This window comes from Bacteroidota bacterium, from assembly GCA_016722375.1.
Classification (GTDB): domain Bacteria; phylum Bacteroidota; class Bacteroidia; order Chitinophagales; family LD1; genus Bog-950.
In genome coordinates this window covers 1-18,014 of the sequence record JADKJG010000002.1, presented here as the reverse complement: position 1 = coordinate 18,014, position 18,014 = coordinate 1, and the positions used below count along the sequence as shown (strand labels likewise).

The window sequence follows — 18,014 nt, the reverse complement described above, 5'->3', positions numbered from 1 at the left end:
TGCGTTTGCTTTTTTTATTGAGCGCGCAAAAGTAATTTTTTCCATTAAACAAAAAACCGGTACTTTGAATTATACCAAAGCAAGCTCTTCCAAACATTTCCCGCACACATAAAACCAACATCATCAATTTCTGACCTCTCTAAAATGATTTCAACAAACTGACGAAAAATAATACTTGCGAATTCTCTAGATTCGGATAAGTTTGAATCGTAATTAACAAGCAATTGCCCAACGGAAAAAGCACTTCTTATTTCTATGCCATTTTCAGCATCATGTTGGTGCTGCTCGTGATGGGCATAGCGGCTGTCATCGTGATTGAGGCTCAAAGGGTCTCAAACAATTTCAAGGAAAATATGGTGGTGGAACTGGTCGTAAAGGATGACCTCACGGCGCAAAGCATAGACTCTTTGCAGCAAAAAGTAAAAGCCACCCGATTCATAAAGGAATCGAAAATCATCAGCAAAGAAGAAGCGGCCCTGATACTCCAAAAAGATTTGGGCGAAGATTTCCTAGATGTTCTGGGCTATAACCCGCTGTACACTTCCATGCAAATCAACCTGCGAAGCAATTATGCCAATCAGGACAGCATGGATTTAGTTCGGGCCACCCTATTGCGCTTAGAAGGCGTAAAACAGGTGAACATGCAAAGCAATGTCTTAGAATCTTTAGACCGAAAAGTGCGTGGCGCCTCCATTATTATCTTGCTGGTGGGTGCCGCTTTGTTAATATTCTCCGTATCCCTGATTTTTAATACTATACGACTGGTCATGTTTTCCCGGCGCTTCATTATCAAGACGATGCAACTTTTCGGAGCCACCCGATGGTTTATTATCCGACCCTTTTTAGGCAGAAGTATTGTGAATGGCATAGCCAGTGGATTGATTGCCTGTGGCATTCTTGCCATCGTAATTTTCTATTTTGACTATACCCTTCCCGAACTTGGTTTAAAGGCTGATTTATATACATTTGCGCTCCTGTTTGGAGTAATTATTTTGTTTGGAATATTGATTTCATTTTTAAGTACTTTGACAGCTTTGTTCCGTTACTTGAGAGTTAAAGTAGAGGACCTTTATTAATAAAACTTTTATGGCGACGAAGCAAATAAGTACTAAGGAGAAACAGACTTCCCCACCTGCAAAATCGGGAACAACGGTCACCCCATTCATTTTCGACCGAACTAACTACATCATTATGGCCGTTGGTGTAGTGGTGATTCTTGTTGGTTTTATGCTGATGAGCGGCGGTGCGACCAACGACCCAAACGTATTTCCCAAAGAAGAAATTTATAGCTTCAGAAGAATCACGCTGGCACCTATTGTCGTTCTAATCGGCTTTGCCCTCGAAGCAGTCGCCATTCTAAAAAGACCCAAAATCTAATGACCACTGGCGAAGCTATCATCCTTGCCATTGTAGAGGGGATCACAGAATTTTTACCTGTTTCCTCCACTGGCCATTTGATTTTGACAGAATCGGCTATGAGGCTTCACGACAGCCCGTTTTCCAGAACCTACATCGTCAGTGTACAGTTTGGCGCCATCCTATCTGTTTTATTCCTCTACCGCCAAAGATTTTTACAATCACTTGAATTTTATTTCAAGCTATTGGTTGCGTTTATTCCCGCAGCGATTTTGGGCCTTTTGCTGAATGATCAAATTGATAAACTGCTATCCAGTGTTACTACAGTAGCCGTGGCGCTCATTATCGGTGGCGTGGTACTGATTCTGGTTGATAAAATTTTTCATCGCCAGATTGATGAAGCCGTAGATGATGAGGATACGACGACCGTAAATGTGGTAGATGAGTTCGGCATAGAATACAAAAAAGAGGTGCTGAAAAAGCTGGATATAAGTTGGTTACAGGCCTTCATCATCGGTTGTTTCCAATGTATTGCTATGATACCCGGCGTGTCGCGCTCCGCCGCAACGATTGTAGGCGGCATGTCGCAAAAACTCAATATCAAACGCGCTGCCGAGTTCTCCTTCTTTTTGGCAGTACCTACTATTTCTGCCGCTGCGCTTTATAAACTAATGAAGAATTTCCACGTAGTGACCGGTGAGAATATTGACTTCCTGATTATTGGCAACATCGTTTCGTTTATCGTCGGAATGATTGCTATTAAATTCTTCATCGGACTGATTACCCGTTACGGACTGAAATTCTTTGGTTACTACCGAATCATTTTGGGAGTAGTTATTCTCATCCTGATGGCGATGGGCTACAATCTCGAAATCTCCGAATAATGAATTTTATTGAAGGAGAAATTCTCCTATTGAATAAGCCATTGGAATGGACCTCCTTTGACGTGGTGAATAAACTTCGCTATGCGTTGAGTCGAAAAACCGGTATCAAATTGAAAGTGGGCCATGCCGGAACTCTGGATCCATTGGCCACCGGGTTGCTGATAATCTGCACCGGAAAAATGACCAAGCGCATTGATGAATTCACCGGAATGGATAAGGAATATACCGGTACATTCAGTTTGGGAGCCTCCACTCCTACTTACGACAGTGAACAAGCCCCCGATGCTACCTTCCCTATTGACCATATCAACGAATCGCTGCTCCAAGAAACAAGGAAGAAGTTTTTAGGAACTCTTTAGCAAATGCCTCCGATCTATTCTGCTATCAAAATAGATGGCACCGCTGCCTATATTAAAGCGCGAAAAGGGAAGGAAGTAGAAATGAAGCCCCGTGAAATAAGCATTCATGAATTTGACCTCACGCGAATTGCCTTGCCAGAAGTAGATTTCCGAGTGTTGAGCAGCAAGGGAACTTATATCCGTTCGCTGGCGCATGACTTTGGCAAAGCGGTAGATAGCGGCGCCTATCTCAAAAGTCTGTGCCGAACAAAAATCGGCCACTTTGAATTAAAGAATGCCAAAACTATTGAGGAGATGCTGGAAGTGATTGCAACCGCTTGATCACCGCAGTTTTTCATTACCTGAATTCAGCTTTTCTTCCGCACAAAACATCCTTTCATAGCTACCTTTTCCATCTCCGGATAAGCAATTTCTTTCCGGCCACCCGGTGCTGATGTCAAACCAAAGCTAAGTGGAGAATAATGTACCTCGCTTCAATTATTACGGTTTGCTGATCTGCTTTTTCTATCAATGGCTATCTGCAACATTCTGATGAATTTTTCGAGAGGCACGCGATGAACAAAGGCAGCAGTCTTGACGGTAATAAATTTGGTTAGAAACTTTCTAAAGCTAAACCCGCCTAATCTTTTTACACCAAAAAGTTCCATGATTTCGGCAATGTCTCCGTGCTCTTTCAAAATTTCAGATACGTAAGTCTTTTCGGTGATTTTCATACTGCTCAGATTTGTACATCGAAAATAGAAATTCTACTCCTCTCCTCTCGCAGTATGGTGGCGGATTTGTTTTAAGTAGATAAAGGAACTTAATGCCAGAGGCGGTCGGAAGCTATAAGGCGGGGTGCGAGGGAGGGAGGTAAGAGAACGACTAATTAAATTTCAATTAGCGCCATACCCTGTTGGTATTAAGTTTTACCATAAAAACATAATAGCACAAAACATTACCAATAAATTTTGTCTATAGGCAGTCGGTGGCGTTCATTATGTTTAGATTTTCATTTGATGAACTAAACACAAATGGCACGGAAATACTTTGTAGAATGATTCATACCACCTCCGTATTTTTCATTCAGCATTCAGCACTCTAAACTCAGCAATAAAGCCACAGTTGTTTGTTTATTGCCCAAAAAAAGTTTTTGAACGAGGAAAAATCTTTTCCTCATGAAAAAAGAGCGTGGCGTGCGTAAAAAATACTTTTCCGGGCTGAAAAGCGCGTTTGAGAAAAATTTAGCGCTTTTGAGTGGTCAAAAAATCTTTTTGAGCGCAGAAAAGAGTTTTTGTGAGCTAAAAAGATTTTTCAGCCGCCAAAAACTCTTTTTCACCTACCAAAAAAAATTTGGCGAACGGAAACGCACTAAATCACTGGACAAAAGCTCCAAATTTCCGCCAAAAAGATTTTTCAGCTCAGAAAAAGATTTTTTGACCTGTCCAGTCTGATATTTTGGTTTTTAAGCGGTTTTGAAGCCGAAATTCAAGCTTTCAGAAGGCCTATAAAATTGTAAGTCAGACTACAAAAGCCCTAAAGACTTTTGTTTTTGACTTTATTTCACGCAGAGGGCGTAGCGTAGCTGGGGACACAGAGAAAATACAGTTAAAAAATTTGATGCGCTGCATCTCTGCGCACTACGCGTGAAATGTATTCATTCGGTCGCTCCGATGGAGCTTGAACAGTGGAGACTATTTATTTCTACCAAAAGATAGTTCCTACGGAACTTGATGGATGTTATTCGCGAATGTTTGTTTGCGGTGGTTTTCAATCCGTAGGATTGATGCCTTTAGTAGAAAAGCAATCATCCATCTGTCAAATCCTGTAGGGATGAACGTTATTTAAACTACAAAAGTCTTAAAGACTTTTGTAGTTTAAAAACAATGCAAACCTTCCAAACCCTCAACCATAAATGACGGTTTACAACACCATGCTTTAGCGTGGTGAGAATCTGGCTCTTACTAAATGGCTTTAGCCCTGATAATTTCTTCTTGGTTGACAGCTCGTCAATCTATATTATTCTTACGGTCTCAATAATGAAAGAGGATTCAGTCGTATTGTTTAACGCTACTTGTATCTGGGGTGAAACTGCATAATGGTGCTGCGGAGATAGTCGCGGTCTAAGTGAGTGTAAATTTCGGTGGTGGTGATGGAGGCGTGTCCCAACATTTCTTGAATGGCGCGTAAATCAGCACCGCCTTCAATCAAGTGGGTGGCGAAGGAATGACGGAAGGTGTGTGGCGAAATCGTTTTGGTCAAACCAATGTTTTGAGCACAGGCTCTAATCACCAAAAACACATACATTCTGTAAAGCCTTTTCCCTCTTCGGTTCAAAAACAAGATGTCCTCCTCTCCTTTCTGAACCGGTACATGAATCCTGACTTCGTTTTTGTAGAGGTTGATATATTTAATGGCCTGTGAACCAATCGGAACGAGTCGTTCTTTATTTCCCTTGCCCAGAACTTTGATGAAATCAACATCCAGAAACAGGTTCGAAATTCGGAGGTTCGTTAATTCACTCACCCGCAAACCGCAACCATACAACACCTCGAGCATAGCCCGGTTTCGTGTTCCCTCGGGGGTGCTTAGGTCAATAGAATCAAGCAGTGCGTTGATTTCTTGCACACCGAGTGTGTCGGGCAGTTTGCGCGAAAGTTTAGGAGAGGCAATGAGTTCTGTTGGGTTTTCGGAAACCACATCTTCCAACAATAAATACTTATAAAAAGCCCGCAATCCAGAAATAATCCTGGCCTGCGAATGCGCATCGAGGCCTACTTCATGAAGGGCTTTGATAAACCCTTCCAGATGTTGGTGTTTGATTTGATCTACATTTAATGTCAGCTTTTCACTCTCCAGATAGTTGACTAGTTTAAGTACATCGCGTTGATAGGCCTCCATAGAATTGGGCGAAAGAGATTTCTCTAACTGCAAGTAATTCCTAAAGCCTTTGATGTAACTATTCCAACTCATCCAAATTCTTTATTTCAAAAACGGCCAATTTCAATACCCTACTGAATCAAAATCTTTCCGGTAAAGGCAATATCGTCTTCGCTGATTCGGATGAAATATATTCCGGGTGCGATGTCGGGAAGAGAAAAAATCATCTTATTCCCATCAATAGAAATCTGATGAGGAATCGTTTCGCCAATCAGATTATATACTGTTGTGACAGGTTGATGGAAATGTCCACCATCCATTTCACAAACAAAATATTCTTTAGCCGGATTGGGATATAACCGCAGCCTATTAGGATTCTTAATCACTGCAACATGATTGAAGGGAACGGTACTGGTATCCCAAAGAGAATCGGAAAACATCATCAGTCCGCCTCGCTGATTGCCGAGCACATATTCTAAATGACCATCAGCATTCAAATCGGTGAAGGTGATTACTGCTTTGCCTCCTACGTCCTGCTTTAAATAGTTGGAGTCTATGAGTGGGAAAGAGTCGCTGCGAAGGCGAGTTGGGTCAATAAAATATTGATAGACCGTGCCGCTGGCCGATCCTATGAGTAAAAATAAATTATCCGCACTGTCTTTGATAACCGTGGGCGCGCTGAATCCCTGAGCTAATTCATACGGCTTGACATTGACAAAGCCGAAATTATGGTTCACCGAATCGGGGCTAAAGATTGGGTTAAGTTTTGTTCCGAAATTCCAGAAATAAGAAATTTTGCCATCATCTCTACCTACCAATAAATCGTTCAGCGAGTCCCCGTTCACATCAAATATAAATGGAGCACTGAACTGATTGACTTTCAGATTGAAATATTGAGGCGTTGTCAAAGCGGGAAAGGAGGCACCGGATAGGGCAGTGTTCTTAAAGAAATGAAGCCATCCGCCCACTTCACCCACTATCATGTCTTCCAACCCATCGCCATCCATGTCGCCGAAGGATGGGTGCATGCCCACCAGATTAAATTTGCTGAGGCTGTCGTAGTCACCGGTCATCAGCCGGAAACGAGGAAAGGTAGGTGTGCCAATATTTTCAAGATATGCCAAGGATGATTTGAATAAGTCTTCTTCATGAAAATAACTGTAATTGCCTACAATAAGATCCTGAATTCCATCGCCATTCATATCGTGAAACACAGGTTTAGAGTCCGTTCCGAAATCAAGAAAATGCCGCACTAAAAAAGAATCAGATACAAGCTCCATAGGGCAGGCAATGTTGCCGGTGTTGTGATAGTAATGTACATTCCTTGTATCATTACTTCCTACGGCGGTGTTGGGAGCTATCAACAAATCTTCCCGACCATCATCGTCGGCATCAAAACCATAAGCCGCCGGATAAGAAGGAAGATGAATCGGTATATCGCAAGAGGGGTAGGTAGAATCCAAGGAACAGATATGGGCAGATAAAGGAGTGCCACAATTTTTCAAAAAGGCCAAACTGCCATAGCCAATGTTGCCATTCAGAATATCTAAATCACCGTCGTTATCGGGATCGAAACCAAACAAACTATTGCCGGCATGTCGTTGGCTGCCATCGTCGGGAGAGGCGAGGTTTCCTTTGCAGACGATATTGAGTTCGAAGGAGTTGTTCAAAGAATTTTGTGCCACATTACCCCAACATTGAGTTACTTCCTCATATCGAAACGAATCTATGTCGAAGTAGGGGTTCCCGATGTTTTCTTTGGTTTGGTTTTCATAATAACTCATGGTCGTTCCAAACACACCGTAACTCAACACATCTATATCGCCATCGCCATTCACATCGGCAAATAGGGGGATGTCGGTGCTGGCCGTCCATATATTCACAGAGAACGCGCCGCTTTGATATCTCAGCAAAGAGGAAACCGTATCAAAAGAGAGGAGTCCGTTGTGAACACTTCCTTTCAAAACCATCGTTCCCAAACTGGTATGAGTAAAAATATCTGGGATGTTATCGCTGTTGTAATCGTGAAGCAGCGCAAAATCCATCATTCCTTCGGGAAACAAACTTTCGTATTTGGGCATATATTCAAAGGCTGTATCCGTATTAGAACCGTTGCCATTACCCAGATAAACCATCACCCGATTCCCGGCCCGGTCAAATACAAAAAGATCTTTAATCCCATCCTGATTTATATCCGCCTCAGAAAACTGAGGGGCATTCATCCCACCTGCCCAGGGTTCGCGCATAATGGAGTTTCCTTTTTGAACCGGAACACTAAGAATCCGATTTTTGGGGCTTTGAGCCATCAAAACAATCGGTAGATAGAATAGAATGAAAAACAGAAATCCTTTAGACATGTTGCGAAGGTGGTGAAAAAAATATTAGTTGCTAAAGATTGATTGAAGTGAGAAACCCATATTCGTTCAAGTGCCGAACAGCACCACTGAATATAGTGAACAGGCGCTCGGACTGTAAAACTCCTACTCAAACGGTAGCGCAAAATTCTTCTCATAAAAAAAGGCGCTCCAAATTATGGAGCGCCTTACTGAAAATTTCAGGGAGAATATTAGCGGGTGATCACCAGCTTCTTCACATAAACTTCATTAGCCGAAGAGACCATCACGGAATAGGTACCGGATGCCAAAATGCTCAGTTGGAAATCAATATTGTTGTTCTGACCTTTCACAATTTGGTGATGACGGCTAAGTACCTTTTGCCCTACGATATTGTAAATATCTACCGTAATCTCCTGATCCTTGGATGATAAAATTTGCAAGGTGGTATGTGAAGCAGTAGGGTTTGGAACCAGATCCAATACCTCAAAAGTTGTTGTAGAAGTGAGTATCGCCGTAACCATATCGGTATGCTTGAAGTCTCCGTTATAATCCATCTGTTTCAAACGATAGTAATAACGAACATTGGAAACTACCTCTCGGTCGTCATATTGGTAGGTTTGCTGTATGGTGGAGTTGTTGTGTCCATTGACAAAACTAACTTTGGTCCAGCTTGCTCCATCGGTACTGCGCTCTACATCAAATCCATAGTTATTGATTTCAACTGCTGTGGCCCAACGCACTTGGATGTAGCTGTTGTCCATAGCCTCTGCTTCAAGATAAATTAATTCTACCGGTAGAGGTACACCACCAAAGCCCATTCCAAAATCTGAGAAGTGGCTAAGAGCGCTTTGTGCTGCCACTACTGTATTGCGAGCCGGAATAGTAGGATGGTTAATAATTGCCTGTGTACTATTAACATGCGTGCCCGGTGCAGTCCAGGCATCGGAACACTCGCCTCGTTTCACCACTCCTACTCTGTTCGGATCTGTCGGTGCATTGGTATAGGCACGTTCTCTTAGGGTGATGTCGTAGGACAGCAAACTGTAATCTACCGTATCAGGATGTATCGTCCAGAAGCCGCCGTTCAATAAGTTCTCTACAAGCGTACCGTTAATCATTAGCCCATTTCCAGGGGCAATATCTGAGCAACCCACATTACTACTAAATGGATTGAAATATGCCGTCAGTTCATTTATACCTACACTGTCTCTGCCCGTATTGTTATGTAGTCTGACGCTTGCTAACTGATAGTGCACATCATATCCCACAGGGAAGTGATAAAGACCTGTGTCTCCAACCGCTCTTCTCAGGAATCCGTAGATATAAGAGGTGTCGTTTCCAGCATCCAGCGCAGTGGTCAATGTATCGAGAATGACCACAGTATCCATACCGGTATTAATAACTCCCTCAATCAGTGAAAGGTGAGAGTTGATCAATAGATTTCCTCCGAGAGTAACACCGGTGGCATTATTAACGATCACACTATCGGCAGTAATGGGTGAAATCGTTTGCGGTGCATTGCCGGTCAACTCAAGAATACCCGCGTTATGCGTATAAGCTCCATTGACTGTCAAGTCGCCGTGCAAGAACAAGTGACCGTGTGGTTGAATAGTGACCGAGGTGTTATTCGCAATGGTCAAGTGATGTGAATACGCGTTAGCGGTAATCACCGGCTGATAGGTTCTACCGGATAAGATAGTAACATCTGTGGATGCGGTAGGTATGCCCGGACACCAGTTGCCAGCCGTATGCCAATCGTTACTAATCCCTCCGATCCATTGGACAATAGTAGATGAAAGTACCGTAACCGTGATAGCACTCGAGTTCGCTCCAGGAGAAGGATTGCATAAATTCGTAGCATTCAAACGGAACTGATAACTGCCGGGAGATGTCGTTACATTATTCGTTGTAATGGACAGATTCGGACTATTCGAGTTGTTATAAGTAAATCCGGTAGGTGTTCCCGTATTCACATTCGCCCAAGTGCTTCCGTTATAATATTGCCAGTGATAAATCAATCCCCCACCATCTGCAGCAGCACCAAGATCGGCCCCGCCACCTAAACAAATAGTAGTGTCGTTTGAAACACTGCTGAAACTTGGTGGCGCAAAAACATTAAGATAGCCTATATCCGAAGTATCGGGAGGCGAGCAAGCACCGGTAACAATACATTTGTATTGATTTCCGCTAAGATCAGGAGTTGAATTGGAAATAGAAAGACGGGTGCTATCTAAGTTGTTGTGATTTGTGGAGGTTAAGCTATAAGGCGTACTATTTACCACCGCACTCCAAGTGCTTCCACTATCCAAACTAACAATCCAGTTGAAGGTCATAGGTCCTCCGCTAGCAGCAACAACCTCAAACCAGGTACTACTTCCTTCGCAAACCGTATTGACAAATGAAATGGGACTGTATTTAGTAATCACCGGTGTTGCATTAATGGTAACACTTATGGCAGAACCGATGCTCATACAGCTATCCGCATTACGCACGTTCAATGTTCCATTGTAAGTAGCCACTGCGGCACCAGCCGGAACAGAAAGACCAATCTGCAAAGCAGGTAAGGAAGTGAAATGCACATCGGTGAACCCTGCTGCTTCAGCAGCAACATCCCAATCAACACTGAACTCTATTGGAGATTGAGTGGTGGCACTATAGGTTAAATCTGCCGTTTGAACACCTGCCGAGTAACAAACCGAAGGATTGCTTCCCAGTGTAATAGTAGGCAACGAATTAACCTTCAGGCTGATTGTATAATTGGTGCTCGTACAACTCGCACTGCTGTTCTTTACTGTGAGTGTACCACTATAAGTGGCCGCCGCAGCACTTGCCGGGACGGTAATCACTATCGGAGTGGCTGTAAGGTCCACCAGAATTGAATCGGCGAAACCGGCTGTTATTGCCGGAGCACCCCAAACTATGCTATACTGATCTGGGCTATTGGTAGTAGCCGTATAGTTGAGATACGCAATTTGTGTACCCGTAGAATAACACAGAGAAGCAATCGTGTCTAAAGTTACCGTAGGCTGTGCGCAAGCTATGATTTCGTCTGCACCAATATCTGGTGTCGTTCCGTTTCTTGCCTCCTCATCAAAATCAACTGTTGCATAAGAGGAAACGTCCGTTCCGTTATTATCAATGAACTTGCTGCTCTCTCCATCAGTCAAAGCAATGTGCATGAATTTACCGGCAGTGACAATATCAGAGAGGTCTTCAAACAAATACCCGGACCGAGGATTAACCGAATCAACCGCAGCAGTATTAGTATAAGAAGATGGATTTGTCGAAACTACAGTAGTACGCGCAAATTTACTGTTTGCGTCAGCACTAAAATAGCTTTGCCATCCGGAGAAAGTGTAATCGTACGAAGGCTGAGTCTGGAAATTACCTGAAATTCTTTGACCAACAGTGCTAGTGTTTCCGGTTGAAAAGAAATTATAATCAATGTTGCTTCCGCTCCAACCAGTTGTAGGAGTGCTGGTATTATTCCCTATTGCAAAGTGCTTCACATATCCGGTACGGTTATTTATAATGATGTTATTCTTCAAATACACAGTACCTCCCTGTGTAGTACCATTCCCCGAGGCACTTCTCATATAACCATAAGATGGTACAACCGGACAATCACCCGGCAAAGATGATTTGCCTGCACCGCTTATATAGATAGAATTATAAAAGTATTTAGTAGTGTTACCAGATTGTGTCACATCGAGAATACCGTAAATATCCGGGTTATTATAAGGCTTGGTTGAATTAAATACAGCAGGAGCCAGATAAATCATATTGTTGATTAAGGTATAGCTGCCATTCGCAACATAGCTATTGCCTGCTGTCAAATCACTGGCACCGATAGCTATACCTGAAATAGCCGGTGTAAACACATTAGTACCAGAAACTCCACCATTGTAGTTTTCCAAATCTGATATTCGGTTCTTGCTCACGACACCTGCATCTGCAGAAGTCTCGGCATTCAATGCAATACCATTCACCCGCACCCAGCGATTCCAAGTAGCATTAGCCTTCAATCCATAAACGGTATTACTATCCACCCGATTGTCTCTTCCATAATTAGATCGCAATGCAATACCTGTTAAGGCGCCAGGCCATACTTTGTCCACGTACTGTCCATTCAAGAAAACATTGGACATCGAAGTTTCAGACCAAAGATTGGCAATGGTATTTGCCGTGATAATTGATTTACCTGCATACACATTCAATGCATTGGTTCCGTATTCACGAGCACCTCGACGGATACCCGTCATATAAGAGTAGCCTCCTGTATTCTTTATACCAGCAATTACGTTGTTCGCAATGGTGGAAGCTGAGGTGCTGTAGTTCCAGATAGCAAAGACCGAAACGTTGTCGTTACTTCCATTTGCAGTACCTGATCCAGCTACTTGAATACTTGGACTGGAAATAGTCGCGCTCAAATCTCCAATAGTATTACCACCAATATCTACCAAGCCTGTCTTCACCCGGATACCCATAAACATAGATAGCCCTGTTCCTGTGAGGTTGATATTCTTGATGATGTTGCTGTCCACCTTGGTCTCCTGACCGGAAGTGGAGCCTCCAATCTCTAAACGGATTCCTTCGAAATCTAATGAACTGTTACTATTCAACCAAGCGGAACCGCCCGCATTGATAGTTTGACCACCAATCGAATTACGTTTGATCGTATGCGAATGAGAAGAAGAAGCCTTCAAGTAGATAGCAATGTGCTGAGGCACAGAACTTTGATAAGAAGACATATCAGCAGTACAATAGAAGTTATTGTCAGATATATTCCAATTGTTTCCGTTGCCTGCTCCATCCGGAAGATAAACTCCGGTTTGAGAGAAGTTGAAAATATCATTATGCTGAATAGTAATCGTGTTGTTGGCGGTGCTCGGTGTATTGTTATACGAGAAGAACATATTCGCCGGAACACCCGTCGCACTGGTCCTGTCTCTAATAGTATTGTAAGTGAATGAGATATCGCTATTGCCACTTCCGCCAGCGCTGCATCCCGAAGAAGACGGTGCCCGGCGCACTCGAAATTCCCCCGGAAACATAGGTGGTGCTGTTATTTCCTTCAATCACCGAATTTGATACCGATATAGTATTGGCATCATTCTGGAAAGCAAATACAGGACGTGAAGAATTGGTGTTTCTAAAGCGCAGATATTGACCAGCACCGCTGTAGTTTCCGTCAATCGTAACATTCGCTGCACCGTTAAAGCCAATCATACCTTGTAGCGAAGCGGTGCCACTAGTACCTTCGGCAGTACGAACTGTTGCACTGGACGGAGTAATAGTAATCGCTCGGGTTCCTCCACAATAACTTGTAGCGTTTAAGAAAACTGGAGTAGCTGGCTCAGATGAGTTGGCATTCACTATTACACTCAGGTCTTGTGTCAACACGCTATTATTAATGGCATTGAACAAGGCACTGTAGGTAGCAAACGAAGGAGTACCGGTACCGATATAAACCGTCGCGCCTAAACCATAATAGAGAGGGTTGGCTGTGTAACTATCGTTTGAAGTATTCTCATCTGGAACGCCATTAGGAAGTGTGGTGTATGCCACGACGTTATAAGCAGTAGCCGCAGCAAAGGAAGCAGGCAAGGTAAGCACAATTGTTTTAACGATGGTTGCCCCAGATGCCACTGACTGTGATGTATAGGTCTGTTGCGGCTGGTTTGTTCCATTTATTGACCAGTCCACTTTAAAGGAAGTAAGCACCGCAGAACCGAAGTTCTTTATGGTGATATCCACTGATGAACCAGAACAATTTGGCGTAATAGCAATCACTCCTGCATCATTCACGGAACCAAACTCATCGGCACCAATATCAGGACTTGTAGCATTACGAGTCTCCCCGTCATAATCGGTTGTGATGGAAATAGGTGTCGCCCGGTTGTTGACGAAATAAGAACTATTTCCGTCTATAGTGGAAATATGAAGGTCGGACAGTGGTGTAGCAAACAGATTTTCCGGATTCAATGTGTTTGAACCAAAATTTGAGCTACCTGCTGTATAAGTAGCAGTGTAGCTATTTGCATCTTTGCCCGACGCTGTTCGCCATGTTCCCAGTGTTGAGTAAGTATTGCCACCCCATTGACCTATTCTAGAGTAAGCACTATTTCCCATAACAATTAAATTAGAATCACTAACATTCCAATTAGTTGCAAAATTAGATGCTCCCACATTTCCTATAGCACTATGACCAGTCACAAAACCATTCCCAACTAATCGTGTATTAATAAAAATATTATTCTTCAAAGTAAGAGCATCACCCACTACAGTACCCGAACTATTTGGTTGTCTGAAGTAACCATAAGAACTGAAATCAACTCCTGATACCGCTGTTCCTCCATTAGACCCACTTATGTAAACTGAGTTGTATTGAACATTGGTAGTTGAAGAAGAGTTTAAGTCAACTTCAATTCCATATAAACCAATACAGTTAGATGTACTTCCATTATTCTTTAGAGTAACCATATTATTATGGATATTCCAATTACCATTTCCTCCTGTACTTGTCCAAACATAAATCCCTTCGGAGGCACCACCTCTTTCAGCACTACGCATATCCCAAACAACGTTTCGATCAATAGTTCCGCTAACAGTATAAGTACTTAAAACCTTTACATAAATCGCGCTATTAACTACCCCTCCATTAACCAAGCTATTAATATAAGGTCCCGCCACGCTATTACCCTCAATCAGATTGCCTGATGTAGAGGCAGAAGGCTCAACGCGAAAACCAAAGCTATTCCAGTTTCTACCAGAAGCCTGTGCCCCGTTTATAACATTATTGGTAATCGTTGCTGGTCCTGCGGTCTGGTGAAAAATACAATGAACGTTACCACCCTCAACAGCACCTCTCTGCCACAAATACCAGAAATTATTCTTATTATAAGTAGTGGCAGAAGTCGTATTGCTTTTATTCCAAACACCATAGATATACCCAGGATAAGAACCACCACTAATTCCTCCTCCTTCTACTTGAATTATTTTTGAATTATCCGGAAGGCCATTTGATCCAGAACATAAATTGTTATTCGTGACAGAGGCAACTGTAGAACCTTCAATAGAAATACATACAAAGCCTGAATAATCACTATTAGACCATAAGATATTGGTGATGTTATTAGAGTCAATGGATACCGTTCCGGCATTTACGACAATACCTTGCCCCTGATTTTCTCCACTATAATAGTTATCCCAGCTATTTCCCCAATAAGATACGCTGCCTCCGGTTCCGCACTGCGCGGAGCTACCACCGATCCAGTTTTGGGAAATGATATTGCCGGTCGAAGATGAGCCTGGAAGGAAAGAAAGTGCCGTTTGAACGTTCTGACCGTTGATACCAGTGTTGTAGATACTGTTTCCTTTGATAATGAAGTTATTGCCGCCCGATGGAACATAAATTCCATACGATCGTGTAAATCCCCACTCCAAGCCAAGAAATTATAAATTTCATTATTGGTTAATGAGATATTGGTACTAAAGCTGTTGTCAACCCGAATAATATTTACTGCCCAACTAACGCCACCGTGAATCAGGTTATTATCTATGGTGATATCGGTGCATTTCGAAATATACAGCACTGCCCCGGCTGTTTTAGTACTGTTACCTTCTATGTCACAATTCTTAATGGTGATATTAGAAGCAGTAGTGGCAGAGTTTCCTAGTCGGAAAGTATTGTTTTCAGACGCACCGGTACCGGTATAAGTATTCACGAATTTCAAATACCTTCCTGCACCATCAAAGTTACCATCAATGGTGACTCTGGAAGCATATATTCCAAAACATTCCCATACCACTTAGGCTACCAGTCAGTGTTCTTACCGTCGCGTCTGTAGGAACGATGGTAACCGTATAACCGCTTCCGCAATATTCTGCCCATTGGTTGAGGGATTGATTCCCATCTTCAGCAGTATTTGTAATCACCTTTACTGTAAGGTCGCCACTTAATCCATTGTCGCCTATTGCTTTGAACAACCCATCAAATTTGGTGAGGGTTGTATAATCCCCACCGGTGCCCACTGTTACCACTCCCGAAAGCGGTGTAGCAGTAATTATATTAAACGAAGCCGGCACGGCATTCACAGGTGAAGGCGTTGCAGTTACGCTGGCGTGAACCGGAGTAGTAGCATTGAAGTTACTATATCCGATATTACCCGCCACATCCTGTGCCACCACATAATATTGATAGGTTTGGCTGTCACCACTCCCGGAAGGTTCAGCACATAATTATAAGTGCTGCCTGAAGTAGAAGAAGGAGCTATGTAAGCCCATGCAGTAGGTGAGCCGCTTCCGGCACTCAGACGATACCAAAGGCGAGGCTCATTGGCACCGGTAGCTATACCCGAACCTGCGTCGGTGATAGTAGCAGTGATGTTTACATCAATGGTTCCCGTACATACTGCCTGGTTAGTAACAGCAGATACCGTAACTGCCGGAGTGAAAATATCACTCGCGGTGGCATTTACTGCGTCGGCACCTATATCCGTTGGAGTAGTACTGGCTCTTACATCGCCATCAAAATCATCAGTTACCGTACCGATAGCAATACCTGTACCCTCTGCGGGGGTAGGAGAATTAAGGTGCAAATCAGGTGTAGCAGCCGTTGGAGCAACAAAGTTTGGATTGCCCACGCCAGAACTTAGATCCTGACCTGACATAGCTGATTTCATACCTTGTAAAGTGGCTTGATCAGTACCGTTGAGGGAAAACAATATTCCACCAGTACCCGTAGCATAGTAGATGTTATAATCGCTAGTTGTTGGTGCTACCCAAACCCAATAAGCAAAATGTTTTCCAGAACCTCCACTGTTAGAACGTTCATTAACAAATATGTTATTCCGGACATTGTATGTACCAGATGAGGTGTTTCTTCTAAAAGCATAAGAACTTCCTGCAGTTACTCCAGTACCTCCCAAATAAATTGAGTTATGATAAGCACTAACGGTACTGGTACTACTACAATAAATTCCGGCGATGTCTGAAACCGCGGTTTGTGGTGACCCAGAAATATCGAAACCAAGCCGAATCATATTATTGGATAGATTACCAGTACCACCTGTTACAGAAATGCCATATTGGTAGGTGGGATTTGCCGTTGGTACTGAAGAAAAACCATAAACCAGATTCTTCGAAATATCAACTGTTCCACTATTACTGAGTATTCCTATAGTTGAAAGTTCACCAGTATTAGCGGTGGTTGAAAGCATACACCGAATTTTTAGAAATAGAGGAGGCTGTGCTACTGCTATTCAGAAATATGCCGATTAATTTAGAATTTATTCCGCTTGCTCCCGATGCAATCGCGGTGGTTGCGGTGGTAATATCTCTGACAGTATTTTGAGTAATAGTACAAGCACCGGTACTGGCAGTCGCAATCCCCCTAACAGTAGTTGTAGTTGTTGTACCCGTTGCAGAAAGATTAGCAAGGATATTTTGGTTGATAGTATTGGCAGCAACAGAAGATGTATTAATACCTATCATGGCACCACTACCTGCATATAAAATACTATTTGCAGCGCTAGCATGACCAATGGTATCGGTTTGGATAGTTACCGAACCAGAGCTAGTCTGATTAATACCTGTAAAACCTGATGCTGCTGTGTTCGTCAAACTGAAATTGCTGATTGCATTGTTGGAAATAGTTCCCTCAGCAGTACCGGAGAAAGCAATACCGATAACTGAAACTGCACCGCTATTCGTCCAAGTGCCCGTTGCCCCTGCGGCAGAGCCACCAATCTTGTTAAACTTAACTGTGTGTCCTGTACCTACACCTACGGAAATAGCCGTTTGTGTAGTTGTAGCAGTTGTTGTTTGGAAGAAACTGTTTCCATCACCATTTGCGGCTCCTCCTATTGTCCAACTTGCACCATTGCTCACCAGAACACCAGATGTAGCAAAGTTGCTGATGCTGTTGCTGGCGACAGTAATAGCTGTATTTGTAGCGGTGTTGGAATAAATTCCATTAGCTGGATTATTGGTAGTTCCTCCTGAAGGAGAGGCAATACTGTTACCTGAGATCGTGATGTTGTTATTGGTTCCGGTGCCGATCAAAATTACACCAGTCGAAGCTAAAGTGGTGTTGTTTTCAATGATGCAATTGGTAAGTGAATTATTGGAAGCTCCTCCAAAGAATTGGAATGTGGCCAATCCTAAACCCGAAGTGGAATGTGTATTTCTCCACAACAAATATTGACCAGAAACGCAAA

Annotated in this window: 12 protein-coding genes and 1 pseudogene; 5 read left to right on the top strand and 8 right to left on the bottom strand. The window is 42.9% G+C overall.

What is annotated here, in order from left to right:
- Positions 1-224: 224 nt before the first annotated feature.
- The 4 genes and pseudogenes from IPP77_01970 (at position 225) to truB (ending at position 2,920) form a co-directional block, all read left to right on the top strand.
- The gene (locus IPP77_01970; GenBank protein MBL0308485.1) at positions 225-1,076 is read left to right on the top strand and encodes a cell division protein FtsX; all 852 of its coding nucleotides are present in this window, start codon (positions 225-227) and stop codon (positions 1,074-1,076) included.
- A gap of 10 nt (positions 1,077-1,086) precedes the next feature.
- A complete protein-coding gene (locus IPP77_01965; protein MBL0308484.1) occupies positions 1,087-1,377 on the top strand; it encodes a DUF3098 domain-containing protein in 291 nt (96 codons plus the stop codon).
- The gene (locus IPP77_01960; GenBank protein MBL0308483.1) at positions 1,377-2,240 is read left to right on the top strand and encodes an undecaprenyl-diphosphate phosphatase; all 864 of its coding nucleotides are present in this window, start codon (positions 1,377-1,379) and stop codon (positions 2,238-2,240) included. Before IPP77_01965 ends, IPP77_01960 begins: the two co-directional genes overlap by 1 nt.
- Positions 2,240-2,920, top strand: a pseudogene (gene truB, locus IPP77_01955) (tRNA pseudouridine(55) synthase TruB). Before IPP77_01960 ends, truB begins: the two are co-directional and overlap by 1 nt.
- A 152-nt stretch (positions 2,921-3,072) precedes the next feature.
- On the opposite strand, the gene IPP77_01950 reads toward truB, so the two are convergent.
- Positions 3,073-3,312, bottom strand: a complete 240-nt coding sequence (locus IPP77_01950) for a DUF1858 domain-containing protein (GenBank protein MBL0308482.1) — start codon at positions 3,310-3,312, stop codon at positions 3,073-3,075.
- Positions 3,313-3,756: 444 nt separating this feature from the next.
- On the opposite strand from IPP77_01950, the gene IPP77_01945 reads away from it, so the two are divergent.
- Complete coding sequence (locus IPP77_01945) at positions 3,757-4,032, top strand: hypothetical protein (GenBank protein ID MBL0308481.1); 276 nt, start codon at positions 3,757-3,759, stop codon at positions 4,030-4,032.
- A gap of 616 nt (positions 4,033-4,648) precedes the next feature.
- Here the strand turns inward: IPP77_01945 and xerD are convergent.
- From xerD to IPP77_01910, 7 genes are all read right to left on the bottom strand, one after another.
- Positions 4,649-5,551: a site-specific tyrosine recombinase XerD gene (gene xerD / locus IPP77_01940; GenBank protein MBL0308480.1), complete on the bottom strand. Its 903-nt coding sequence runs from the start codon at positions 5,549-5,551 to the stop codon at positions 4,649-4,651.
- A 38-nt stretch (positions 5,552-5,589) separates the two neighbouring features.
- A complete protein-coding gene (locus IPP77_01935) occupies positions 5,590-7,815 on the bottom strand; it encodes a T9SS type A sorting domain-containing protein (GenBank protein ID MBL0308479.1) in 2,226 nt (741 codons plus the stop codon).
- A 209-nt stretch (positions 7,816-8,024) separates the two neighbouring features.
- Complete coding sequence (locus IPP77_01930) at positions 8,025-12,872, bottom strand: T9SS type A sorting domain-containing protein (GenBank protein ID MBL0308478.1); 4,848 nt, start codon at positions 12,870-12,872, stop codon at positions 8,025-8,027.
- Positions 12,775-15,240 carry a hypothetical protein gene (locus IPP77_01925; protein MBL0308477.1) on the bottom strand — a complete coding sequence of 822 codons (2,466 nt, stop codon included), beginning with the start codon at positions 15,238-15,240 and terminating at the stop codon, positions 12,775-12,777. Before IPP77_01925 ends, IPP77_01930 begins: the two co-directional genes overlap by 98 nt.
- A 318-nt stretch (positions 15,241-15,558) precedes the next feature.
- A complete protein-coding gene (locus IPP77_01920; GenBank protein MBL0308476.1) occupies positions 15,559-15,984 on the bottom strand; it encodes a hypothetical protein in 426 nt (141 codons plus the stop codon).
- Complete coding sequence (locus IPP77_01915; protein ID MBL0308475.1) at positions 15,909-17,015, bottom strand: hypothetical protein; 1,107 nt, start codon at positions 17,013-17,015, stop codon at positions 15,909-15,911. The genes IPP77_01920 and IPP77_01915 overlap by 76 nt, the downstream gene beginning before the upstream one ends.
- Positions 16,996-18,014 (bottom strand): hypothetical protein (locus IPP77_01910; GenBank protein ID MBL0308474.1); only part of this gene is annotated, 1,019 nt, incomplete at its 5' end. The genes IPP77_01910 and IPP77_01915, both read right to left, overlap by 20 nt.